The following is a 24,492-nucleotide window of genomic DNA, read 5'->3' on the forward strand; positions in this document are numbered from 1 at the left end:
ACAATGTAACCGGGCAGACGCGAGGCCTGCCCCTACGTTACTCCGTTTTTAATGATTTCACCGGATTCACCAGTGCGGCTTTGATACTTTGGGTACTGATGGTGGCAAGGGCAATGACTAACGCCAAGACGCCTGCCGCCGTAAACATCCACCAGCTCATTTCGATCTTATAGGCGAAATTGTTCAGCCAGTTGTGCATGATATAATACATGACCGGCCAGGCAATGAGGTTGGCAATGCCCACCCACAGCACAAATTGCTTCGAAATGGTAAAGACAATTTCTGCCAAAGAAGCGCCCAATATCTTTCGGATACCGATCTCCTTGGTGCGCTGCTCGGCCACCAAAACCGCAAGGCCAAACAAACCCAGACAGGCAATGAAAATGGCCAAAAACGAAAAGACGGTGGCAATGACACTGACTTTTCGTTCTGTTTCATAGAGTCGGGCCAGATTTTGGTCCAGAAAATTATAGCGGCATTTTTCCTCTTGGGTAAACGCGTGCCAAGTGTCTTCGATGTATCTAAGCGTGGCAGAGGCATTGTCGGGATGAATACGAATGTTTAAAATGCTCGAAGCCTGCCGGACGGCGCTCAAATGAAAAATCAACGGGCGAATTTCTTTGTGCAGCGATTCATAATTGAAATCTTTTACCACACCCACCACCGTGTACGTTTTGGATTCACCGCCATCGCTGATTTTGGTAATGGTTTTGTTGAGTACGTCGGTGGTGCGGCATTCTTTGAGAGCCGCTTCATTCATAATGACGGCCGTACTGTCGGTCGAAAATGCATTCGAGAAGAATCGCCCTTGGGTTAATTGGAGGTCAAAGGTTTTGATAAAATCATAGTCAACGTCCAGAAATTGAAACAAAATGGGGTCCGTTCCTGAGCGTTTGTTAAACAAATAACCGCTCCCCGGAATGCCCGGCGAAAACATGAGAGAGGCATTGGTGACGGCCGTGATCTTAGGGTTTTTCAACAATTCCTCTTTAAACACTTTGATCTTATCGCCGAGCACAACGGCATTGTCAATGGAAAGCAAATGGTCTTTCGAAAAACCCAGATCTTTGTGTTGGATATAACTTAGCTGACTGCGGATGACAATCATGCCGATGATGAGCGAGATCGAAATGGCGAATTGAGTGATAACGAGCACATTTCGCAGCCATAATTTGCGCTTTTTGACCCCCGATTTTAAAATTTCGATCGGCCTGAACGACGACAGGACAAACGCAGGGTAGCTGCCTGCCAGAAAACCCACCGCCAGCGTAAAGAATAGGAGGGCAGGAATCGTGTAACTGTTCTTTGTGAGCTCCAGCGTGAGTTGTCGGTTGGCGAGCGCGTTGAACTCCGGCAGCACCAACCGCAGAAGGACAAGAGAAAAAAGAACCGCGATCGCCGTCATCAGTACGGATTCTGTGATAAACTGACCGATCAGGGTGGACTTTTTGGAACCGAGTGCCTTTTTGATTCCTACTTCTTTGGCGCGCTTTTCACTGCGGGCGGTGCTTAAATTCATGAAATTGATACAAGCGATCAATAAAATAAACAAAGCCACAGCCCCAAAAATATACACGTAGGTTACATCGCCGGTCTTGAGGTTGCCCCATTCCGTATTGCTGTCGATGCCGTACTTGGTTTTAGAGTAGAGGTAAATGGAGGTTAAAGGTTGCAGGCGAAAATCATACGCGTTGCCTTTGGTCAAAAACTGCTCCAGCGAGACCCCAAGAGCCTTTTCCACCTGCGGCCCAACGTAGTCCTTCACTGTTTTTTGCATTTTCAGCGCCAAAACGGAGGCCTGTGCTCCTTCTTTTAAGACAATATATGTGGTATAATGAAGGTCGAGCCAATAGTTGCTGTTGGCTTCTGGATAGGTAGACATTGACAAAAGAGCATCGCAGCGAAAGTGGGATTTGGGCGGGAAATCTTTCATCACACCCGTGATCAGAAAAGACCGACGACCGTCGACAAGAAACGATTTACCAACGGGGTTTTCGTTGCCAAAATACCGATTGGATGTCTTTTCGGTCAATACAATGCTGTTTGGTTGATTCAGTGCTGTCTGCGAATTGCCGTACAGAAAAGGAAAAGAAAAAACGGAGAAATAGGTGGAATCGGCGGTATAGATACTGCGTTCGCGGAAGGTCTTGTCTTTGTACCGAAAATGAAAGGTGCCAAAATAACCAATACGTGTATAAGCATGCACTTCAGGAAAATCCTTTAACAGGGTAGCCCCCAGAGCAGCGGCCGATTTGGAGTTGTTGGTTTCTTTGCCGTTAATGTCCGAATGCACATAGACCCGGTAAATCCGGTCGGCATTTTTATGAAAACTATCATAACTCAGTTCGTCGAGAATAAACAACGACAATAGAATAAAACAGGAAATGCCCAGCGCCAGTCCCAGAATGTTTATCAATGAAAAAACCTTGTTGTTTAACAGGCTTCTAAAGGCGATTTTGAAATAACTGCGTAACATAGATTTATTGGGAAAAAGGGAAAAGGAAACACGGAACATGGAAAAAGGACGGAATCGCCCGCGGTCCGCCGCCGTAGTGCGATACGGAGAAAGAAATACGTTTTCCGTTCTCTAACATTTCATTCCGTCTTCAATGATTTCACCGGATTCACCAGTGCGGCTTTAATACTGTGAAAACTGATGGTAAACAAGGCAACAGCCACCGCGAGCAGTCCCGCCAAAGCAAAAACCCACCACTGAATAGTAATACGATACGTAAAATCGGCCAACCATTTGTCCAAAAAATAATAAGCGATTGGGCTGGCAATCAGGATAGCGACGAGGATAAGTTTGAGAAAATCGGCAGACAAAAGAGCCACGACACTTCCCACACTTGCACCCAATACTTTGCGGATACCGATCTCTTTGGTACGTTGCCGCACCACAAACGCGATCATGCCAAATAAACCGAAACACGACAGGAAGATCGCCACGCCGGCAAACAAGCCGATGAGCGATGCAAAGCGACTTTCTTCGCTGTAACTATCAGCGATGGACTCGTCCAGAAAACTGTGTTCAAATACCTTTTCCGGAAAAAATTCTTTCCACGTTTTTTCGATAAAAGCCAACGTAGCGGGTGTGTTGGCGGTGGCGATTTTAATCCCGAATTGAGAAAATGTACCCGGACTCACTTCCATCAACAAAGGCGAAAGACCGGTACGGAGGTTTTCGGTATGAAAATCATTGACGACTCCCACCACTCGGCCTTTCTTGCCGCCACGTTCAATATTTTGTCCAATGGCAGCCTGTGGCGATCCAAAATGCAGCGCTTTTACGGCTTCGTTATTGATGATAAATCCTTCCAAATGATCGGTTCCGTACGTTTTGTCAAAATCGCGGCCGGCCACTATTTTCAAATCAAAGGTTTTGACAAAGTCGTAATCTACCGAAATAGCAGGAAGAACTACACCATCTTCAATCCTGATCTTATCGGTAGCCACGGGATGACGTGCATTGCCCGTTCCCGGTAGATTAGAGGCGAGTGTTACGGCTTTGACGGAAGGGTTTTGCAACAGTCGTTCTTCAAAAGCATTCGTCCGATTGCGTAATTGTTGGTCGCCCGGCGAAAACAAATTGTTCATATTTTGACTGAACAACGGGACGGAAAGCGTCATATCGCGGTTGAAGCCAAGAGGGCGATTTTTCAGGTAATCGATTTGCCGCAATACAATGCCCGCTCCCGCCAAAAGCGCCACCGCCACCGTGAATTGCAGCGTAATAAGGCTTTTGGTCAGCCAATTGCCGCCTTTTCCTTTGCCCGTAGCCGTTCCTCGAAAAATATCTGTGGCTTTGAAACGCGAAGCAAATACCGCCGGATAAATTCCTGCCAATAAGCAGGCCATCGCAAATACTCCGAAAAATAACAAGAGCATTTCCGCATTTTGGCCAAAAGAGAAATTAGGTTTGCGCCCAAAAAAGGTTTCCATTTGGCCCAGAAACTGTTTTGTAAGCAGCAACGCCAGCAAGAAAGCCGGTAATCCCAATAAAAAAGTTTCGGTCAACAATTGCCGAATGATTTGCCACGATTGCGAGCCCAATACTTTTCGTACGCCCACTTCTTTGGCGCGGCTTAATTGGGCGGCGGTGCTAAGGTTTACAAAATTGACAATGGCAATGGCGAGAATAAGCAGCCCAATGAGCGCAAACAGTTGCAAAAATTCAGGATTAGCCGTAGGGACAACCTCCCCCTGAACGGTTGATTTTAAGTGAATGTCGCGGACAGGAAAGAGCGCAAATTTTTGTTTGCCCCGCATTTCCTTCATGCCGTTTTTTAGCACAAAATCCTTGAATCGGGCATTGACAGAAGCGGCTTTAGCGCCTTTTTTCAGCAACACATAGGTAGTAGCATAAGACGCCAATTTGTTGTTTTCAATGACTTGCAGTATTCCTGCACGGGCAAAATCAGGTTCCACATCGGCGATATTGCGGAAAGGGGCCAGAAAATCAAAGGTAAAATGGGAATTTTCGGGCATGGCGCGCACCACTCCGCCCACGGTAAAAGGCCCGCGATTGGCCAACATCAATTGTTTTCCCATGCAATCTTCCTTACCAAATAATCGCAGGGCCGTTTTGTCGGTCAATACAACCGAAAATGGCGTATGCAGCGCCCGGTCAGGGTCGCCTTGCAGGGTTTCAAAGCCAAAGACCTGCATAGTTGTGGAGTCGGCAAAAAAAGCATTTTCTAGTTCAAACTCACGGTCTTTGCCGGGTATTCGCACGCTGATACTTCGGGGATAAAACCGAGTGGTTTGCTCAATTTCGGGAAAATGAGCGGGTAACATCGGTGCAAAAGGCGCAGGAGAACGCGTGATGGTAAACGCACTGCCCGTAAAATTGAGCTCATAATTCAGCCGATAAAGCCGTTCAACCGTAGGGTAGTGCCGGTCGTAAGAATGTTCAAAACGATACCAAATGAACGTCAGGAAGCAAAACGTCAGCCCCAACGCCAATCCTGCAAAATTGACGAAAGAAAAGAGGGCATTTTTACGTATTTGCCGCAAAGCGATGTTGAAATAGTTTCGGATCATAGTTTTCTTTTTTGGAACAGGGAAAAACGGAGAACGGACGGGGTCGCCCGTGCAACAAGGAAAGAGGAAAGCCCGTTTTCCGTTCTCCCCTTATTCCTTTTTCCCAATTCTACTCAGATTTCAATGATTTTACCGGATTCATCAGCGCGGCCTTGATGGATTGGGCGCTTACGGTCAGTAAAGCAATGCTGACGGCAACAACTCCGGCCAGTACAAATACCCACCACTGAATCTCCATGCGGTACACAAAATCTTTGAGCCATTCATTCATGGCATACCAGGCAATGGGCGACGCTATCACGATGGCAACCAACACAAGCTTTAAGAAATCTTTTGATAACAACGCTGTGATACCTAACACAGAAGCACCCAGCACTTTACGAATACCGATCTCTTTGGTGCGCTGAGCGGTTGTATAGGCCACCAAACCGAATAAACCCAAACAAGCCAACAGAATAGCTAAACTCGCAAAGACCGTGAATACGCGGCTGATGCGGTTTTCGTTGGAGTACATTTGATTGTATTCTTCGTCGAGGAAAGTATAGCTGAACGGGCGGTGCGGGGCAAGTGTTTTCCATTTGTTTTCCATGAAAGAAAGCGTTTGCGGAATATTATTGCCCGTCATTTTGACCAACAATACATTTCCCCAAGTGACCGGAAAAATGCCCAACGAGCCGATGGGCTGTTTCATGGAAGCAAAGTGAAAATCGCGAAAAACCCCCTTGATCTCTCCCACACGACCGCCCAATTTTATCTTTTTGGCAACGGCTTCCTGCGGCTTCCAACCCAATTGTTTGGCCAACGTTTCATTCACCAAAAACCGATAATCACTTTTGGCATCATCTTCGTCGTTAAGCAATTTTATGTCGGCCTCGGTGAGGTCGCTGCCCGCAATGATCTTAATGTCTAGGGTTTTGGCCAGATCTTCATCGCCCGGAAACGCCGTGATCATTTTCTGAACCGGATTAGAAGTACCAACGGTTTCAACGCCGTCGCCCCATTGAATGAAGGTGGGTGTTTCGTACGCCAAGGCAAGATTTTTAATGTTAGGATTTTGGCGAAATTCGTTTTTAAGCGTCTTCAGGTTTTTGGTAATACGCCCATCCATCGGCAAGGCAACAATGTGCTCTTTGTCGTATCCCAACTTCTTGTTCTGGATATAATTCATTTGATTATTCACCACCAACGTACTCACGATCAGGAACACGGAAATAATAAACTGCAGGACGATCAGCGATTTACGCAATAACAATCCCGAAGCCGTATTTTTAAAAGCGCCTTTCAAGACCTTAATAGGCTGAAAGTAAGTCAGCGCCAACGCGGGATAACTGCCCGCCACAAAACTGACGAGCAACCACACAGACACCAATGCCAGAATTCCAACGGGTTGAAAGAGAACCTGTAATGAAAGTTGACGCTCAGAGAGTTGATTGAATAAAGGAATAAAAGCCGCCGCCGCCAATAAACTCAACAACAACGCGCCCAATGTCAGCACCAACGACTCACTCAAAAACTGCCAGAACAACTGCTTTCTCAGCGCTCCCAATACTTTCCGCATACCTACTTCCTTGGCGCGCTCGGTGGCGCGGGCGGTGGTCAGGTTCATGTAATTGGTGGCAGCAATGATCAAAATAAGGATCGCAATGACCAGAAAAATATACACGTAAGTAATGTCACCGGCGGCGCTCATGCCACCCTCGGCATCGGAATAAAGGTGAACTCTGGTGAGTGGTTCCATGAGGTAGGTCACAAAATTATTCCCTGTCATTTCGGTCTCGGCCGACTGCTTGCGCATGTACGCAGGAATCTTTGCCTCAAATGCCGGAATAGACGTCGAAGGGCGAAGCAAAAAGTAAGTGATGTAATTGGCATTCCACCACGTTTCGTTCTTGGCCGCCGAAAGAGAGATGAACGAAGCCACAAAGTCAAATTGCAATTGTGAATTGGAAGGAGAATCTTCAGCGATGCCCGTCACCAAATAATCGACTTTATCTTCCAAACGGATGATTTTGCCCACAGGGTCTTCGGTTCCAAAGTATTTTTTTGCGGTTGAAGTAGTCAAAACGACTTGATTGGGTGCATTAAGCACCGTTTTTGAACTTCCTTTCAATAATTTGAATGAAAATACGTCGAAGAAAGCAGAGTCAGCCCAGATAAAACGGGACTCATTAAACAACAGATCGCCTTTTTTCACCACCACCGTCCGTTGTGAAAGCGCCGGGTCGGAAACCCGAACAAAACCTTCCACCTCAGGAAAATCGCGCCGTATGGCCGGGCCGACTTTGGTACCTGTCATGACGGTTTTGTTGGAAGTGCCTTCTATGCTGTAATGCATTACTGCCCGCGCAATCCGAGAGCCGTTTTGGTGAAATTGGTCAAAACTCAGCTCATGCTGAATATAAAGCCCAATGAGCAAACAGGCCGTTAGACCGGCAGCGAGGCCAAAAATGTTGATAAGCGTAAACGACTTGTGTTTCCACAGGTTACGCAAAGTGGTTTTGAGGTAGTTACGTATCATATTGAGGGTTGCTTATTCACTTTTTAACGATATTACCGGATTCATCAATGCCGCGCGAATGGCCTGATAACTTACCGTCAAGACTGCAATTAATAGCGCGGCTAAACCTGCCACGCTGTACATCCACCAACTGATGGCGATAGGGTAGGCAAATCCTTCCAACCATTGGCTCATGGCCCACCATGCGGCGGGAACCGCGATCAGAAAAGAGATCAGTACCAACTTAAGGAATCCCTGCGACAGCAGCAAAATGATTTGCTGCACCGAAGCTCCCATCACTTTACGAATGCCTATTTCTTTGGTCTTGGTTTCGGCCATGTACGCGATCAGTCCAAACAGCCCTAAACAGGCGATCAGAATGGCCAATCCCGTAAAAACGCCGAAGACAATACCCGTGCGCTGTTCGCGTTGGTAGGCTTTGGCAAAAGATTCATCCAGAAAAGTATACGTGAACGGCGTGCCGGGCGCGTAGCTTTTCCATTGATTTTCGATGGTTGTCAACACTTTATCCACATTCTCACCACGCACTCGGGCCAATATGTATGAATTAGGTTCTTGATACGTTTTAGAAGAATGATGAAACAACGCGAACGGCGACATGACGTTGTGAACCGTAGTGATATCAAAATCTTTCACAACACCAATGACTTTAAAGCGCTGCATATTTCCGCCGGGATAATCTATGTATTTGCCTACGGGATCTTTCCAACCGATCTTCTTCACGGCGGCTTCATTCAAAATAACCGAAGTGGAATCGTTGAATTCTTTCGAAAAGTCGCGGCCTTTCGTGAGTTTAATGGCAAGGGTTTTGATAAACTCTTCGTCGGTCATGAATGAGTAAAGCGTCAGGTCTTTCGCAACCTGTTTGTCGCCCGTATGTTGTTGGGGAAGATAAAAATCGCCAAAGCCGCCGCTCAATGGCACATTGGTACTGATGGATGTATTAATAATGTCGGGATGGCGGGCAATTTCCTGCCTGAACGCTTCCTGACTCTGATCCAGTCGTTGTGCGTTGGGGATGATAATGACGTTTTCCTTTGTTAAGCCCAAGTCTTTGTTTTGCGTAAAACGCAGTTGCTGAAAAACAACGATCGTACAGATAATGAGCGCCGTAGAAACGGCAAACTGAAAGACGACCAAGCCATTGCGAACCACCAAATGACTGATACCCGTTTTGATGTTATTGGTTTTTAATACTTCAATGGGTTTAAAAGAAGTCAAATAAAAAGCGGGGTAACTTCCCGCGAGTATGCCCGTGCCAAGCATAAGCAACACAATAAATAACCCAAAACCACCTTCAAAAAGACTATTGAAAGCAATGGCTTTGCCGGATATTTGGTTGAACCAAGGCAGCGACACGGAGATAATGACCATCGCCAAAACTGTAGCCAAAAAGCTATACAACAGTGATTCAGACAAAAATTGCTTAATGAGACTGCTCTGAAAGGAACCGAGCGTTTTGCGAACGCCAACTTCTTTGGCCCGTTTAAGCGAACGCGCCGTGGAGAGATTCATAAAATTGACACAGGCCAACAGAATGATAAAGACCGCTACGATTCCAAACATATAGACTTGCTTGATGTCGCCGGTATTGTCATAAAATACACTCAGTTTGCCCGAACGAAGATGAACGTCTTGGAAAGGTTGCAGAAAGAATTCCCATTTACCGCCTTTTTTCACGAATTCGTCGTAAGGCTGCCCAATGCGATTGAACGCATATTGGGCGTGTTTGCGAACCATGGCGGGAAATTTGGCCTCCAATTGGCGAACACGCTCGGGATTTTGTGCGATTTTATCATTAAGCACTACAAATGTACTCACGTTCAGCCATACCCAACTCCAATCAAAATAACTGACCACCTTAACACTGCGAATAGGCACCAAAAAATCGAATTGCATCGAAGACTGGGTCGGAATATCTTTCAGCACTGCCGTAACCTTCCGAGGGCGTTCGCCGAATAAAAGCACCTGATTGATAGGGTCGCTGTCGCCGAAGTATTTTTTTGCCATTGTTTCAGTGATAACAACATCATCCGTGTTTTGCAGACAGGTAGAAGCATTGCCTTTTTGGAGCGCAAAATCAAAGATTTCCAAAAAATTGGAATCAACGGCCATGATATTCTTTTCATCAAAAAAATGGTCTTTTTTGCCATTTTGCTCATGACTTACCACCAGATCCATGATTTGAAAAGTACGTGTATATGTTTCTATCTCAGGGAATTCGGCCAGTAAGGTTTTGCCCGCAGGCGGCGGTGTGTAGCCGCCCAACAATTCTGAACCGCCAAAATTGCCGTCAATGTTAACCTGATAGATTTGCGGTGCTTTCTTAAAAGAAGTGTCAAAACGTAATTCGTCTTTGATAAAGAGCACGATCAACAGACAAACCGCCATTCCCACCGCCAAACCGGCGATGTTGATAAAGGAAAAAACCTTGTTGTTGACAAGGTTACGAAGGGCTATTTTGAAATAGTTCTGTAGCATGGTTTTTAGATTTGTTGATACACATAGGGGCGGGGGCTTGCCTCCGCCCTGATTGCGTCTGCTCTCTTCCAAGTAAGAGTGATTGGGGACGCGGATAGGGCGGAGGTAAACCCCGCCCCTACAGATTACTCTGTTTTCAATGATTTTACCGGGTCCATCAATGCTGCTTTAATACTCTGAAAACTGACCGTCAGCAACGCCACGCCGATGGTAAATAACCCCGCAATGGCAAATACCCACCAGCGCAGTTCAATTCGGTATTCAAAATCCTGCAACCATTGATTCATGGCGTACCAAGCAATCGGTGTGGCGATGACAATACCGATAATGACAAGTTTAAGAAAGCTGCTCGAAAGCAAAACGACCAAATTAGGCACCGAAGCTCCCAATACTTTGCGAATACCGATCTCTTTGGTGCGCAATTTCGACTCGTGCGCCACAACACCAAACAATCCCAAACACGAAATAATGATGGCTAAGCCCGAAAACGCATTCAAAATTTGGCTCATGGTGTCTTCTTTTTTGTAAAGCGAGGCCATTCTTTCATCCAAAAAAGTATAGCTGAAAATGGTGTTGGGCGCTACTTTTTCTACGGTTGTTTTTAAGAAATCAATGGTTTGCGGAACATTGCCGGCCGCAATTTTGACCAACATATTTCCCGACCAGGCGGGTTTGTATTCCAATACCAGTGGTTCCACCTGACTGTGCAGCGAAGCAAAGTTGTAATCTTTGACCACGCCCACTACTTTTCCCTGCAATCCCATCGTGTTATTGACGATAACGGAGCCGACGGGATTTTTCAGTTCCAGTGCTTTTGCCGCTTTTTCGTTGATAATGAACGAAGCCGAGTCGTTGAATTGACGTGAAAAATTTCGGCCTTCTTTTAAGGGAATGTTCAACACCGTTAAGTAATCTTCATCAATACGACTTACTTTAAAAGAAGGAAATTCTTTGTTAGCAGGAGGATTCAGCGGTGTGACGGATTCTACACTGAGGTCGTCACCGATCAAATTAGACGATTGCCCTACGGCTATTACGTTGGGATTGCGGGTGAGTTCATTTTTGAAAACCGCCGCATTCTTCAATACTTTTTCTTTGAAACCTCCGTACAGTTTTATTGCCACCACCTGCTCTTTATCAAATCCTAACTCTTTGTTTTTGAACAACTTCATTTGTTGATAAATGAGAATCGTTGAACTGATCAGAAAGCCTGACACAACGAACTGAAGCACGATCAGGCTTTTCCGCAGTAGAGTAGCGGACGATTTAGGAAGCTTGTCAGACTTAAGCGACGCGATAGGGTCGAATTTGGCAATGAACAACGCCGGAAACACGCCCGACAATAATCCGACGAACAGGATCATAGTCACCATGATCGACAAATTGGCAGGTTGAAGTATCTCCCAGCCCGAAAGCTCTTTGCCCGCCATTTCATTATAAAAAGGAATTACCAAGCGATACAGGCCAATGGCTAACACGCCTGCAATAGTTGTTAGAATAAAGGCTTCCCCCAAAAACTGGGTAATGACTTGTGCTTTTTTAGCCCCCAGTGCTTTCCTCATTCCTACTTCTTTAGCCCGTCTGAGGGCCTGCGTGGTGAAAAGATTGATGAAGTTGACACAGGCAATGATCAGGATCAGAATTTCGACGGCGATAAAGATATACACGTACAAAATACTGCTGTTCGGCCCCATCTCCTGGATCAGATTTGATTTGAGGTGGATATCGGTCAAAGGCTGAAGGCGAGCGGTGGCGGCAAATTCAGCAACCTGTTTTTTCTCATCTGCGTTGTTGGGTTGATAAAATTTGACGTAAAAATCCTTCAATCGTTTTTCGATTTTCGGAGCATCATTCGGGTCTTTGAGCAAAATATACGTCCATCCAAACATCCAACCGCGATTGCTCGTCCAGTTTTCAGGAACGTTTTTATAAAAAGTGGGCATCGAAGCCAAGTAATCAAATTTAAGGTGGCTGTTAATAGGCAGATCATCAACGACGGCCCGAACCCATAATTCTTCTTTGTTGTCAAAGGTCAATTTTTTGCCGATGGGGTCCTGTTTTCCAAAAAACTTCTCCGCCATGCTTTTCGTGATCACCACCGAAGAGGGTTCTTTCAGCGCTTTAAAAGCGTTACCGTGAATGGGTTTCAGGTCAAAAATCTCTACCACCGAAGAGTCCGCAAAAAATCCGGTGGTTTCGGCCTGTTTATCAGGGCCATAATTGGTGATCTGAGAGCCCCGGCCTGAAAAACGTCCTGCACTCTTGATCTCGGGAAAGTAGTTTTTCAGTTCTCCCGCCAACGGGGGTTGTGATTTTGACCACTCTGTCGTGACCATTCGGAAAATGCGGTCATGTTTGGGAAAGTCTTTTTCGTAGCTTAATTCTTCCTTGATATGCAGCGTGAGCAGCAGGCCGCAGGAAAGCCCCAAAGCCAAACCAACAAGATTAAAAGAGCTGTAAACCTTTTGTTTGAAAAGGTTGCGGAGCGCAATTTTAAGGTAATTCCGGATCATGGCGCTAAGGGAAATAGAGGTTATGCCGGTAATTTCTCCAAATGATATACCGGAACAATAAGTATTTGGTAAATAGGGGGTTATGTTTTATTAGGGCAATAAATATGTCCGTAAACGGACACGTTTGGGTTCATTTGCGGACAGGTGATTTATGTGTTCCGGGCTTCCTCTATCACCAAAGTAAAAGGCCTTTCATTGTATTTTGCCTGCCTGCAACTACCTTTGAATCATTGTTCTAACTTCATTGACCTATTGCTATGAAACAGACTGTACTTATGCTGGTATCAGCAATTTATTTAACCGCCTTTGTGCCGATGGATACAATTTCTCAAAATCCCTTTTTCAGTAACTATACTACTCCTTTTGGTGTGCCGCCTTTTGCTCAGATTAAAAATGAGCATTTTGAACCGGCTTTTATCGAAGGAATGAAGCAACAGGCTGCTGAGATTGCGGCTATTACCGCTCAAAAAGAAGCGCCGACGTTTGCCAATACGATCTTGGCGCTGGAAAACAGCGGTGATTTGTTAGACCGCGTTGGAACGGTATTTTTCAATTTCAACAGCGCTAATACGAGCGATGCCATCCAAAAAATTGCACAGACACTTTCGCCCAAATTGTCTAAACACCGTGACGATATTCAACTTAATGCTGAATTGTTTAAGCGTGTCAAAACCATTTATGACCAACGCACCGGTTTAAAGCTAACGGGTGAACAACTGACATTGCTCGAAAAAACGTACAAAGGCTTTGTCCGCAGCGGAGCAGCTTTAGGTGCAGATAAACAGGAGCGAATGCGCAAAATAAACGAAGAATTGTCTTTGTTGACGTTGAAATTTGGTCAAAATTTACTGGCTGAAAACAACAACTATACATTAGTTGTTGAAAACCGGGAAGACTTGAGCGGGTTGCCTTCTTCGTTGGTAGCCTCGGCAGCAGATGATGCCAAAAAACGCAAAATGGAAGGAAAATGGGTATTTACGTTGCAGAATCCCAGCATCATGCCTTTTCTGCAATACGCCGATAACCGTTCTTTACGCGAGAAAATTTTTAAAGCGTATCTTGAGCGGGGAAATCATAACGATGCCTTCGACAACAAAACCATCATGACCAAAATAGTGGCGTTGCGGGCTGAAAAAGCAACGTTGTTAGGTTATGAAAACCACGCGGCCTACGTACTGGAAGAAAGCATGGCAAAAACACCTGCGAAAGTGAGTGCCTTATTGAATCAACTTTGGACCGCTACCGTACCCGTTACGAAACAGGAAGCTGCCGAGTTGCAGACATTAATGGATAAAGAAGGCAAAAATGAAAAGTTGGAAAGTTGGGATTGGAGATACTACGCCGAAAAACTTCGCAAACAAAAATACGACCTCGACGAAGAAGAATTGCGCCCTTATTTTTCATTGGACAACGTTCGTAAAGGAATCTTTACCCTTTGCCAAAAACTCTATGGACTGAAATTTGAAGCCCGCACTGATATTCCGGTATACCATGAAGAGGCGATGGCATATGAAGTAAAAGAAGCCAACGGCCAATCTGTAGGGGTGATATACATGGATTTTCACCCGCGCGCCAGCAAACGCGGCGGGGCTTGGATGACGAGCTACCGTGAGCAGGAAATGGAAAATGGCAAACGCATATTGCCGATAGTGTCTATTGTCTGTAATTTTTCACGTCCTGCCGGTAATGCACCTGCGTTGCTTAGTGTAGATGAAGTTCATACCTTCTTTCACGAATTTGGGCATGCCTTGCACGGATTGCTTTCTAATGTGAACTACGGAAGTTTGGCCGGTACATCGGTACCGCGTGACTTTGTGGAACTGCCTTCGCAGATCATGGAAAACTGGTCTACGGAGCCTGAAATGATGAAATTGTACGCAAAACATTACCAAACAGGAGCCGTCATTCCCGAGGCGCTTATTGAAAAAATGAAAAAAAGCAGCCTTTTTAACCAAGGGTTTACCACGACTGAATATTTGGCGGCTTCGTTGTTAGACATGAGTTACCATACCTTAAAACCCGGCCAAACGCCGACGGATGTGTTGTCGTTTGAGAAAGAATCAATGGACAGGATTGGTTTGATCTCGCAGATTCCACCGCGCTACCGTACCACTTACTTTCAGCATATTTTCGCGGGCGGTTATTCTGCCGGTTATTACAGCTATATCTGGTCGGCGGTGTTGGATGCCGATGCGTTTGAAGTATTTAAACAAAAAGGTCTTTTTGACCAAAAATCAGCCCAATCGTTTCGTAAGAATGTATTGGAAAAAGGTGGAACCGATGAGCCCATGAAATTGTACCTGAATTTTCGAGGTGCTGAGCCTGATATAAAGCCGTTACTGCGTCGTCGGGGATTGTTGAAAGAGGCGAATTAATACCAAGTTACAGCTATCTCTTATAGTCATATCTTACAAAAAGCGGCAAAATAGAGCAGTTTTGCCGCTTTTTTATTGGATTTGTCCAATTATTGAGAGTTCGCTTCTGCTCTTTACTTTACACTTTGCCAAAACTTTTCATCAGCCAATTACGGCTGTCTATCCTTCCGAAACCGGTCTTTATCCTTTTTTACTTCTTCTCGGTTTGTTTCTGAGCCACTTTTGTACCGTTAAATAAACAAAGGCCATGAAACGGACAACTTTACTTCTTGCCATTACATTTTTCGCATTTACTTTATCAACGTCACTTCACGCTCAATTTCCAATGGGCGGAGCACCGGCTACAAAAGCAATTCCGGGCACTGCTACTGATCAAACTCCTAAAGGAAGTTCTAAGATCACAGGATTTGTGGTTGATTCATCGGTTACGAAAGCTGTTGAATTTGCCAATATCGCGCTTTACAACAAGGCAACCGGCAAAGCGGTAGACGGAACTGTTGCCGACGAAAAAGGAAAATTCGTCTTAACCAAAGTATTGGAAGGAGAGTATCGACTGCTTATTTCGTTCCTTGGGTTTAAGAATAAAACCATTGAAAATATCACCTTGGCCAAAGGGCAGGAACTTGATCTGGGCGTTATCAAACTCGGTGCCAATGTCCAGACACTCAATGAGGTAGTTGTGACAGGTCAAGCGGCTCTCATCGAAGAAAAAGTAGACCGTTTGGTGTACAATGCCGATAAAGATATTGCTGCCAAAGGTGGAGATGCCACCGATGTACTACGCAAAGTGCCTTTGCTGACGGTAGATTTGGACGGAAATGTCTCGCTCAGAGGTAGTCAGAATATTCGGGTTTTGATCAACAATAAGCCCAGTACGATCATTGCGAGCAGCGTATCGGATGCCTTGAAACAAATTCCTGCCGACCAGATCAAAACGGTTGAAGTAATTACCAGTCCATCAGCTAAATACGACGCGGAAGGTTCGGGTGGTATCATCAACATCATTACCAAGAAAAACAGTCTTCAGGGAATGAACCTCAACGTAGATGGAGGTGTCGGAAATCGAGGTTCGTCACTATCGCTCAACGGCAGTTACCGTAAAGGAAAAGCAGGATTTACCTTGGGTGGATTTGGCCGCGCCAACTACAATACCATTACCAAAACCAGCCTCGAACAAACCAGTATTGCCAACGGAATCACCACACTGACGCGTCAAACCGGCGACGGTAGCAGCAAAGGGCTGTTTGGACAATATAATTTAGGTTTTGATTATGATTTGGCCAAAAATCAAAGTTTGACGGCGGGAATACGTTACGGCGTGCGCAACTTTAGCAGCCAACAGGATCTGGTGACGAAGTTGTTTACTAACGGAATTACGGGAGCCACTTCCCGTCGCGATGTGGACGCTAAAAATCTTTCGGGAACGATTGATATGAACGTCGATTACCTGCATACTTACAAAAAACCACAGCAGGAATGGAGTATTTCAACGCTTTACAGCCGCAATAATTTAACGAATGATTTCGACGCCAATATATTGAATGGAGACGGTGCTTTGGCAAGTCGTCAGCGGAATCTCAACTCTAACCTGAATCAGGAGTTTACGTTGCAGACGGATTATCAAACTCCGATCAAGAAAAACCAAATGATCGAATTTGGGGCAAAAGGAATCCTGCGTCAAGTCAACAGCGATTATCGTTACCTATTGGCAGGCTCAACGGGTGAATTTACCAAAGAGATTAACCAACCTTCAGGCGAGTTGATCTACCACCAGAATATTGCCGCCGGTTACACTTCTTATACCTATACTACCAAAAAACGCTACACGTTAAAAGGTGGTTTGCGCTACGAACATACATTCATTGACGCCAAAACCCGAGAAGGTGGCCCCATTGGAATCGGCGATTACGGCGTATTGGTGCCAAGCGTAAACGCATCAAAAACGATCAAAGGAACAACGTTGAAATTAGGCTATAACCGACGGATTCAGCGCCCCGGATTGCAGCAGCTGAACCCGAATTATAATGCGGCCAACCCACAAAACATTACCATCGGAAATCCTACGTTACGTCCGGAATTGACTAATAATTTCGAATTAGGGCTGAGTAAAACCATCAAGAAAGTGTTCGTAAATGCTACGTTCTTCGGTCGCGTCACTAACAATGCCATCTCTCAGGTAAGACGTCCTTCGGACACACTGGCGGGAGCGATTATTACGACATACGAAAACATTGGCCGTCAACATGCGTATGGTGCCAACGTTTTTGCCAACATCGCGGTTACTTCAAAAATCAACGTGGGTCTGTTCTCTACTGCTTTCTATACCACGTTGAGTGGACAAGCAGTGGGCGAGAATGGTGTTTCTCAAAACCTGACCAACGATGGCTTTAACATCAGCGGGGGATTGTTCTCACAGGCACAATTCAAAAATGGTTGGGGAGCGCAGGCGTTTGGATTTTTGCAGGGCTCACAAGTACAGTTGCAGGGGATGCAGGGAGGTTTCGGATTTTACACTGTCGGTATCAAGAAAGATTTCAAGAATAAAAAAGGAAGCTTGGGCTTGGCGGGAGAGAACTTCCTGAGTCGTCGTTACAACATTCACACCGAATTGAAATCTTCTCAATTCAATCAGGTCAATGATATATATCTCTACAACCGTGGAGTACGTTTGACCTTCACTTATAAGATAGGCAAGATGACGATGGATGCGCCGAAGAAGAAAGCACGTTCGGTCAATAACGACGACGTGAAATCGGAAGGTGGTCAAACCGGCGGTGCTGCTCCGGGCGGTGCTCCTGCGGGTGGCCAGCCACGCAACAGATAAAATAATAAAACGATGATTGTCAATGGTGAATTTGTTTCGTAGCTTTCGTCTCAGACAAATCTCATTGGCAATCTTTTTTGACAGATAATTGCCTCTTACGGTTAACCTTTAATAAATAACAACTAACTTCTTACTTTCAAAAAAATGAAAACAAACAAACTTTTGGTTGCGACATTGGCCGCATTTGTCTCGATCAGTTCATATGCCCAAACGGTAGATGAAATAGTGGATAAACATATTGCGGCAATGGGCGGCGCGGATAAATTGAAAGGGGTAAATACGCTCGTAATTGAGCGCACACTTTCAGTACAAAACATGGAGATTCCCAACAAAACAACGATCATGGTGGGAAAAGCTCTGCGTACTGAATCGTCTATTATGGGCAATTCAATGGTGCAGGTTGTTGATGGCAGTACAGGATGGATGATACGCCCCGCGATGATGGGGGGAACCGGTGACCCTGAAGATATGCCTGCCGAAATGGTGAAGCAACAGGTAGGCCAATTGGATCCTTTTGGACCCTTATTCAACTATAAAGAGAAGGGAAATAAAGTAGAGTTGGTAGGTAAAGAAAAGGTGGAGAAAGCAGATGCATTTCACCTCAAAATAACTACTAAAGACGGACAAACGATGGACGAATTTATTGATGCGAATACGTACATGTTGACCAAATTGAAAACTAATATGCAGGGTCAGGAAGGTGAAATTGCTTTTTCTGATTACAAGGATGTAGAAGGCATTAAAATAGCCAATACCATGGATATGAGCAGCCAAATGGGGACGATGAGTTTTATTACCAACAAAGTAACCGTTAACGGCAAGGTAGATGAGTCTATTTTCAAGAAACCGGCTAAGTAACATTCTTAGGTTAGCAATACACAAAAAGCCGCTCCGAAAGGGGCGGCTTTTTGCATTCACTTGTTATTCAACTAACTATTCAATTTCATGGCTTACTTATCTGAAAATTCTAAGGTCTGAGTAATGATAGCAAACAGACCTTATAGGTTTTATATAAGCTTCAGATAGTTACGATTAACCTCTGCGATGGTTACGGTCAAATTTTTGAGATTGTTGGTGGACAGCCAAACGTTGGCGTTGCACGGGAGTCAAAACCGACCAGATTTCCTGTTGTTTTTCGTTTTCAAAACGTTGGATATCTCTGCTGCCGAGACGTCTTCCTTTCAGTAAACGGTCGTATTTATTTTCAATTCTTTTCAACTCGTTTTCCTGCTTACGAGACAGTTTGACAATATTGTCCAATTTGTTGATGCTTAGTTCTTCGTAAGCATTATCTATCCGAGGGTTATCGTATTGTGGTGCCTGAGTAGGACGCTGGCTTGGATATTGGCCACGTTGGGCATTAACATTGGCGATGCTCAAAAGAACGAAAGCGGCGATGGCTAAGATTGACTTTTTCATGATTGCTGTTGTTTAAATAGTGTGTTATTTGTTGGTTTACGATGGTTAGAACGTTTCCGACCACCAACGTTTAACGTACATTTACAACAATCTACCAATCGTGTATTCTAATAGACAGACTCAAAAAATTTACCGATGAATGAAATTTTGACAATCTTCTGAAAGCCGTTGATTTTCCGGACAAGGCGTTATTTCTTCTTCAATACCAACACCATGTCACTGTTTTTTGGAGAAAAAATTTCGATAATGCCGGGCTTGTTTATGAGTTTGGCTTCAGAAAATTGATTTGTGACGGTGTCGTACCATTATATTGATTAAAATACTAAATGATAAACACCGCTCCGGCATAGCCGAAACGGTGTAAGATAATTATCTATCTACTTAAATTAATAAGTAACTTTAAAGCTATATTGTGATTTCAATAACGACAAACGCAGTCTGCCGGAGAGTAGTAATTTATCGACAGAAACTCTTTTTTTCTGCCCAACAGTCCATAAATCAAGCTGTCGCTGCTTTGCTGAGTTATTTTACATTCCCATCAATTCTTTAAACGCATCTCTATACAACTCTCCAACGGAAAGCGTCACTTTCCCGATTTGTACGGTATTTCTGCTGATGGAATCAATTTTATGAATGGCTACAATAAACGAGCGGTGTATCCGCAGAAATTTTGAGGAAGGAAGTTTATCTTCAATGGTCTTTAATCTACTCAGTGTGATCACAGGATCGGCAGGAAAAGCCAGATGGATTTTGACATAATCCTTAAAGGATTCGATGTATAAAATGGCGTCAAAATCAATGCGGATCAGTTTGTATTCGGATTTTACAAACATGCAGGTTTCCTGCAATTGGGCTTCATTCGACTCAAAATAATTTTTCCCCTTTGTTGCCGCTCGTAAAAACTCTTCGTAGCCGAAAGGCTTCATTAAATAATCCAGCGCATCCACCTTATAGCCTTCTACGGCAAACTGATTATAAGCGGTAGTGAATATAATTTTGGCCTGTACCAATGAATTTGTCCGGCTGATAATTCTGGCAAGCTCCATCCCGTTCAATTCCGGCATCTGAATATCCAAAAAGATAAGATGAATTGCCTGAGTGTGAATTGCCTGTAGGGCTTCCACTCCGTTTGCGTATTGGCCCGTTAAGTTTAAAAAAGGAGTTTGCTGCACAAAGGCGCTGATCAGGCCCAACGCAAGCGGTTCATCATCTACGGTAATACAATTTAAATTCATGATGTTAATCAACCCGAAAAGTACGATTTACCGTAAGTTGTGGATTATAGTTCTATTTTTAGGTCAACCTTATACGTTTTTGTGTCGAGATCTTCATGTATGACAAGCCGGTGCCGGTCGGGATAAAGTAAATTAAGTCTGCGTTTCGTATTAGCCAATCCGATTCCGCCGTTGGCATGCGTAACAGCATCCTTGTTATGATGTATTTGGTTCACCACCTTAAGCTCAAGGATGCCTTTGCGCGCATTGATCTCAATGGAGATCCCTGTTTTTTTCAGCGAACTTGTTCCATGTTTAAAGGCATTTTCAATGAATGGAAGCAACAGCATTGGCGCAACTGAATATTCATGGTCAGGCTTAGGCTCCTGAACTTCTAAAGTAGTATAAGCATGAAGACGCAATTTCATTAATTCAATATAGTCATTCATGAAAGAAATCTCCTGACTTAACAATGCCTTATCCTGAAGGGTATCATACAATACATAGCGCATCATCCGAGAAAGTTTCAGGATCGCCTCTCTGGATAAAGGAATATCAGAATACGTTAAAGCATAAATATTATTGAGGGTATTGAAAAAGAAATGCGGATTGATCTGAGCTTTTAAAAGCGCAAGCTCCGAAGTAATGTGTTGTTTTTCAATCATTTCGTGTTTCTTGGCGTCCGCCTGCCAGCGTTGCGTAACGGCAAAGCCCGCACTGATCACCATGACCATGACAATGACCATAAACAGATGCACATCCAGGGTGTAATTGCTTTTGGTATTTTTCATACCCTTTAATGCGGCCATCTCTTCAAATACATGAAGCTTAACTTCAATGATTCTGGCCAATACCAAATACAAAACGATGGCCCCAATAAGCCAAGTAATGAATAGTGTTTTTTTTTCATTCACCAAAAAAGTAGGTGCCATGTAATATACGGTGAAATAAAATATTCCAACCATCATGATAAAATTGAGCACTTGCTTTATCCAGAAGGAAGCGGGAGGGACCCTGTTCCAGGTAAGGGGAGGATAAAACAGCACGATAAACCCAAGAAGCAACCACACCATTACGTGCACGAAAATGGTTAAACCGCTTTTTGATTTCCCTAATTCCATCGCAGTAAGTTAAATTACAAGATTACTTGAATTAGGGCAAACCTCAAACTTAATCGACGGAAAGGTCGTTTTTCCAGTTGTAGCGTACATCTTTATCGGGCAATGGGTGGGCAACAAACGTAAAGCTACCGCAAGCTTACCTGCCCGTATTTTGACACGATTTTTACATTAGTGCCATTGCCTTTTCCGATTTTGCCGATGTATTGTTTGGTCATTCGAGGGGTGTAGCGGTGGCTGTTGTCTTTACGTTCATCGTCGTTTTGCGTAAACGATACATTGCGGTCGCTTGGGTAGTTAAATCCGCCGTAACTTACGGTTACGTCAAAATTGCAGTTATTGTTTTCTGTCGGAATCGTCAACGATGAATAGCTGGCCTGAATGTCTACATTCTCCGCCGATTCATTGAGGGCGTCAATTTTAAAACCGCCCGAATAACTGAATTTGATTTTGCTTGAGCCTTTAAGTGTACCGATCCGTCCGCCTGAATACGCAATGTCAAGATTTCCGTTCAATAGATTTTGAATTTCGGCTTTGCCATACGCTACATCAATGTCGTTTTTACTGCCGGAAAGATCCGTGGCGCTAAAACTTCCGTGCATTGATTGTACGATCAGCGGTGCCATAAAGAAGGGAATGTTGGTAGCGCCAAAACGATTTTTAACGATCAATGGAGTATTTTTAGGCATTGACACCGTGTAGTCAATGTGCACGAAATTCTTTTCGCCGTTATTATTTTTCCGGTTCCAATCAGGATTTCCATTTTTGTTGATAATGGTGCGAATACTGATTTGATCTCCTTCTTTTTTGTCTTCAATTTCGACACCGTTCAGGTATTGTTGGGCGCGGTCGTCATCGTTGGCATTGGCCGTGATCTTAACGTCAATGCGAATCTCGCTTTTGTCCCAGAGATTGATCTTTACCTGCCCAAACTGATTGTCGATCAGAAGATTATCCTTGCCTGATACGTCATAGATTTTAATGACGGATTTCTTTTTCTCTATCGCTCCGTACTCTTCGCCGTGGGCAGTTAGTGTAAATAATAAGCCAATGATCAATAACCAATGACTGTAAGGTGTATGGGCGTAGATCGTTTTCATGATTGCAGTTATTTTTCAAGCCAATGACAACGGGAAACAAAAAATGTTGCATCATGAGACAATAAAATTCAGCGCCTGATGCTTGCATGAATACTCAAAAACGATTTGCTCAATAATTTGCTTTTAAATACCTCATATTTAAACTTTTAGCGTTATTATAAAGCAAATCCTAGACCTACAAATCCTTTCTATGAGCCGTAAAACAACGTTCATCTTCTTATTCATTATAGGTGTCAATTGCTACGGGCAAGATGGTTTTATTGAGGGAGAACCTGCCTTGGCTTATTGGAAAATAGGAGATAAAAAAGAGGTCGTTATTGCATTACATGGAGGTCCTGCCGCTACTCATCAGTACTTACGACCTGAATTTGACGGCCTTAGCAAAGCTGCACAAGTTATTTATTATGATCAGAGAGGCTGTGGAAAGAGTCAGCAAGCCACCGGTTATCATTGGAAAGAGCATGTGAAAGATTTGGATCGGGTAATCAATAGGTTTGCCAAAGATAAAAAAGTGTTTTTGGCGGGTTCTTCCTGGGGTACATTTCTGGCTATGCTTTATACCTATACATACCCGGAAAAGGTAAAAGGCTTGATTTTAAGCGGAACTGTTTCTTGGGAAGGAAAAGGTCTGGATTCCATTACAATTGGAAGATATACTGTCCCACATGCCGTTAAAACCTATAAGTATACCATGCCGGAATATCGTCTTGCTTCAGGTATCAAAAAAGAGACAGGTTTAACGCAGGTCATCCTACCTATACAAAAGGAAATAGAAATATATTCAGGGCCTCCGAGTGGAGAAACAAGACATAGTCTTCAGTCGGCTCCTGTGCTTGACAGTTTACGAAAAATAATGCAACCGGTTTTGCTGTTTAATGGAAATGACCCGGATTGTCGAATTGACCGGGCGCACCTATATGCAACCATTTTTCCTAATGCAGAACTCTACACCATCCCTGCCGCGTGTCATGATCCGTGGTTTAGTGATCCTGAGAAATTTGCGGATAGATGTGCAGTGTTTATCCGAAAGGTGCGTAAAATGAAGTAACGATTATTCTAAACTTTAACAGCCCTTATGATCAAAAACTGAGGTCCTTGGATGATTAGACCGCTTTTTAACCCTTTCAATGTTGATAATGACCCCTCTTCGGGACGCCCTTCTTTTAAACATTCGATCCTGAATCCCGCTTCTGTAATAACTCTCCAATACGTTTCAATGGGGCGGTGAAATTTGACTACATTTCCTTGCATCCAGGCATGCACTCTGGAACCTTCATTGAAGTAGTCGTTTGAATCCCATAGACGCTTATAGCTGTATTCACTATAGCTTACTATTGATTCTGACTCCTTAAAGAAGGTAACCAATGGATGCTCAACTGATAGAATCAATTCTCCGCCCGGCTTTAAGCTTTGGCTGACCTTAGTCAATAAAGCGTCTAAATCGTCAATATAATGAAATACAGAACAGGAAATGACGAGATCATAAGCAGCGATTGGATAATCCCATTGGTTGATATCGGCCTGAATAAGCACAGCTCGCTCATCCTTTACCACGGCTTGGCCAAATGTGATCATTTTACGGGAAGAATCTACACCTGTATAATTGGTTGCTCCTCTGGCCAATAGTTCTTTTGCCAAATCACCGTAGCCACAACCCAAGTCCAATACAGCGCCTTTTACATCAGTATTCAGTAAAGATAAAATAATAGGCTTTTCAATAGATTCATTTGGAATGACTTTCCATGTCCGGTACTTAACGTAGTTTTCAAATATACCTTGTTGGTCATAAAAATCGCAGCCATTGTGAGTTTCCATGTTGTTGAATTTGCTGATGCTTCGCTTTGATTATTGAACTTCAAAGGCTTTATAATCACATAATTACTTACT

The 24,492-nt window shown here is 44.1% G+C and carries 14 protein-coding genes; 4 read left to right on the forward strand and 10 right to left on the reverse strand.

The window, feature by feature from the left end:
• Positions 1-37: 37 nt before the first annotated feature.
• The 5 genes from ACQY73_RS20780 to ACQY73_RS20800 all read right to left on the reverse strand — a co-directional run bounded on the left by ACQY73_RS20780 (position 38) and on the right by ACQY73_RS20800 (position 12,555).
• Entirely contained in the window at positions 38-2,476 is a 2,439-nt protein-coding gene (locus ACQY73_RS20780; protein WP_428654485.1) for an ABC transporter permease, read from the reverse strand.
• A gap of 119 nt (positions 2,477-2,595) precedes the next feature.
• Positions 2,596-5,043, reverse strand: a complete 2,448-nt coding sequence (locus tag ACQY73_RS20785) for an FtsX-like permease family protein (RefSeq protein ID WP_428654487.1) — start codon at positions 5,041-5,043, stop codon at positions 2,596-2,598.
• A 109-nt stretch (positions 5,044-5,152) separates the two neighbouring features.
• Complete coding sequence (locus ACQY73_RS20790; protein WP_428654490.1) at positions 5,153-7,561, reverse strand: ABC transporter permease; 2,409 nt, start codon at positions 7,559-7,561, stop codon at positions 5,153-5,155.
• A 12-nt stretch (positions 7,562-7,573) separates the two neighbouring features.
• Positions 7,574-10,042, reverse strand: a complete 2,469-nt coding sequence (locus tag ACQY73_RS20795; RefSeq protein WP_428654492.1) for an ABC transporter permease — start codon at positions 10,040-10,042, stop codon at positions 7,574-7,576.
• Positions 10,043-10,167: 125 nt separating this feature from the next.
• On the reverse strand, positions 10,168-12,555 hold the full coding sequence (locus tag ACQY73_RS20800) for an ABC transporter permease (protein ID WP_428654494.1): 2,388 nt from the start codon (positions 12,553-12,555) through the stop codon (positions 10,168-10,170).
• Between the two features lie 275 nt (positions 12,556-12,830).
• Here ACQY73_RS20800 and ACQY73_RS20805 point away from each other — a divergent pair, with 275 nt between their 5' ends.
• The 3 genes from ACQY73_RS20805 to ACQY73_RS20815 all read left to right on the forward strand — a co-directional run bounded on the left by ACQY73_RS20805 (position 12,831) and on the right by ACQY73_RS20815 (position 18,612).
• Positions 12,831-14,930 (forward strand): M3 family metallopeptidase, encoded by a 2,100-nt coding sequence (locus ACQY73_RS20805; RefSeq protein ID WP_428654496.1) that lies wholly within the window; start codon positions 12,831-12,833, stop codon positions 14,928-14,930.
• A 247-nt stretch (positions 14,931-15,177) separates the two neighbouring features.
• Entirely contained in the window at positions 15,178-17,754 is a 2,577-nt protein-coding gene (locus tag ACQY73_RS20810) for a TonB-dependent receptor domain-containing protein (RefSeq protein WP_428654498.1), read from the forward strand.
• Positions 17,755-17,898: 144 nt separating this feature from the next.
• A complete protein-coding gene (locus tag ACQY73_RS20815; RefSeq protein ID WP_428654500.1) occupies positions 17,899-18,612 on the forward strand; it encodes a LolA family protein in 714 nt (237 codons plus the stop codon).
• A 174-nt stretch (positions 18,613-18,786) separates the two neighbouring features.
• Here ACQY73_RS20815 and ACQY73_RS20820 read toward each other — a convergent pair whose 3' ends face one another.
• From ACQY73_RS20820 to ACQY73_RS20835, 4 genes are all read right to left on the reverse strand, one after another.
• The gene (locus ACQY73_RS20820; protein WP_428654502.1) at positions 18,787-19,173 is read right to left on the reverse strand and encodes a hypothetical protein; all 387 of its coding nucleotides are present in this window, start codon (positions 19,171-19,173) and stop codon (positions 18,787-18,789) included.
• A 527-nt stretch (positions 19,174-19,700) separates the two neighbouring features.
• A complete protein-coding gene (locus ACQY73_RS20825; protein WP_428654504.1) occupies positions 19,701-20,408 on the reverse strand; it encodes a LytR/AlgR family response regulator transcription factor in 708 nt (235 codons plus the stop codon).
• Positions 20,409-20,452: 44 nt separating this feature from the next.
• The gene (locus tag ACQY73_RS20830) at positions 20,453-21,508 is read right to left on the reverse strand and encodes a sensor histidine kinase (RefSeq protein WP_428654506.1); all 1,056 of its coding nucleotides are present in this window, start codon (positions 21,506-21,508) and stop codon (positions 20,453-20,455) included.
• Between the two features lie 125 nt (positions 21,509-21,633).
• Positions 21,634-22,605: a hypothetical protein gene (locus tag ACQY73_RS20835; protein ID WP_428654508.1), complete on the reverse strand. Its 972-nt coding sequence runs from the start codon at positions 22,603-22,605 to the stop codon at positions 21,634-21,636.
• Between the two features lie 190 nt (positions 22,606-22,795).
• Here ACQY73_RS20835 and ACQY73_RS20840 point away from each other — a divergent pair, with 190 nt between their 5' ends.
• Positions 22,796-23,653 carry an alpha/beta fold hydrolase gene (locus ACQY73_RS20840; RefSeq protein WP_428654511.1) on the forward strand — a complete coding sequence of 286 codons (858 nt, stop codon included), beginning with the start codon at positions 22,796-22,798 and terminating at the stop codon, positions 23,651-23,653.
• 8 nt (positions 23,654-23,661) lie between these two features.
• On the opposite strand, the gene ACQY73_RS20845 is transcribed toward ACQY73_RS20840, so the two are convergent.
• On the reverse strand, positions 23,662-24,420 hold the full coding sequence (locus ACQY73_RS20845) for a class I SAM-dependent methyltransferase (protein WP_428654514.1): 759 nt from the start codon (positions 24,418-24,420) through the stop codon (positions 23,662-23,664).
• Between the last annotated feature and the right edge of the window lie 72 nt (positions 24,421-24,492).

The organism is Runella sp. (assembly GCF_965279615.1).
In the GTDB taxonomy this organism is placed as follows: Bacteria; Bacteroidota; Bacteroidia; order Cytophagales; family Spirosomataceae; genus Runella.

Excerpts from the sequence above, each read along its gene's own strand:
- ACQY73_RS20845 (WP_428654514.1), bottom strand. The coding sequence starts at position 24,420 with ATGGAAACTCACAATGGCTGCGATTTTTATGACCAACAAGGTATATTT.
- ACQY73_RS20810 (WP_428654498.1), top strand. The coding sequence starts at position 15,178 with ATGAAACGGACAACTTTACTTCTTGCCATTACATTTTTCGCATTTACT.
- ACQY73_RS20805 (WP_428654496.1), top strand. The coding sequence starts at position 12,831 with ATGCTGGTATCAGCAATTTATTTAACCGCCTTTGTGCCGATGGATACA.
- ACQY73_RS20800 (WP_428654494.1), bottom strand. The coding sequence starts at position 12,555 with ATGATCCGGAATTACCTTAAAATTGCGCTCCGCAACCTTTTCAAACAA.
- ACQY73_RS20830 (WP_428654506.1), bottom strand. The coding sequence starts at position 21,508 with ATGGAATTAGGGAAATCAAAAAGCGGTTTAACCATTTTCGTGCACGTA.
- ACQY73_RS20790 (WP_428654490.1), bottom strand. The coding sequence starts at position 7,561 with ATGATACGTAACTACCTCAAAACCACTTTGCGTAACCTGTGGAAACAC.
- ACQY73_RS20820 (WP_428654502.1), bottom strand. The coding sequence starts at position 19,173 with ATGAAAAAGTCAATCTTAGCCATCGCCGCTTTCGTTCTTTTGAGCATC.
- ACQY73_RS20840 (WP_428654511.1), top strand. The coding sequence starts at position 22,796 with ATGAGCCGTAAAACAACGTTCATCTTCTTATTCATTATAGGTGTCAAT.
- ACQY73_RS20835 (WP_428654508.1), bottom strand. The coding sequence starts at position 22,605 with ATGAAAACGATCTACGCCCATACACCTTACAGTCATTGGTTATTGATC.
- ACQY73_RS20785 (WP_428654487.1), bottom strand. The coding sequence starts at position 5,043 with ATGATCCGAAACTATTTCAACATCGCTTTGCGGCAAATACGTAAAAAT.
- ACQY73_RS20825 (WP_428654504.1), bottom strand. The coding sequence starts at position 20,408 with ATGAATTTAAATTGTATTACCGTAGATGATGAACCGCTTGCGTTGGGC.
- ACQY73_RS20780 (WP_428654485.1), bottom strand. The coding sequence starts at position 2,476 with ATGTTACGCAGTTATTTCAAAATCGCCTTTAGAAGCCTGTTAAACAAC.
- ACQY73_RS20815 (WP_428654500.1), top strand. The coding sequence starts at position 17,899 with ATGAAAACAAACAAACTTTTGGTTGCGACATTGGCCGCATTTGTCTCG.
- ACQY73_RS20795 (WP_428654492.1), bottom strand. The coding sequence starts at position 10,042 with ATGCTACAGAACTATTTCAAAATAGCCCTTCGTAACCTTGTCAACAAC.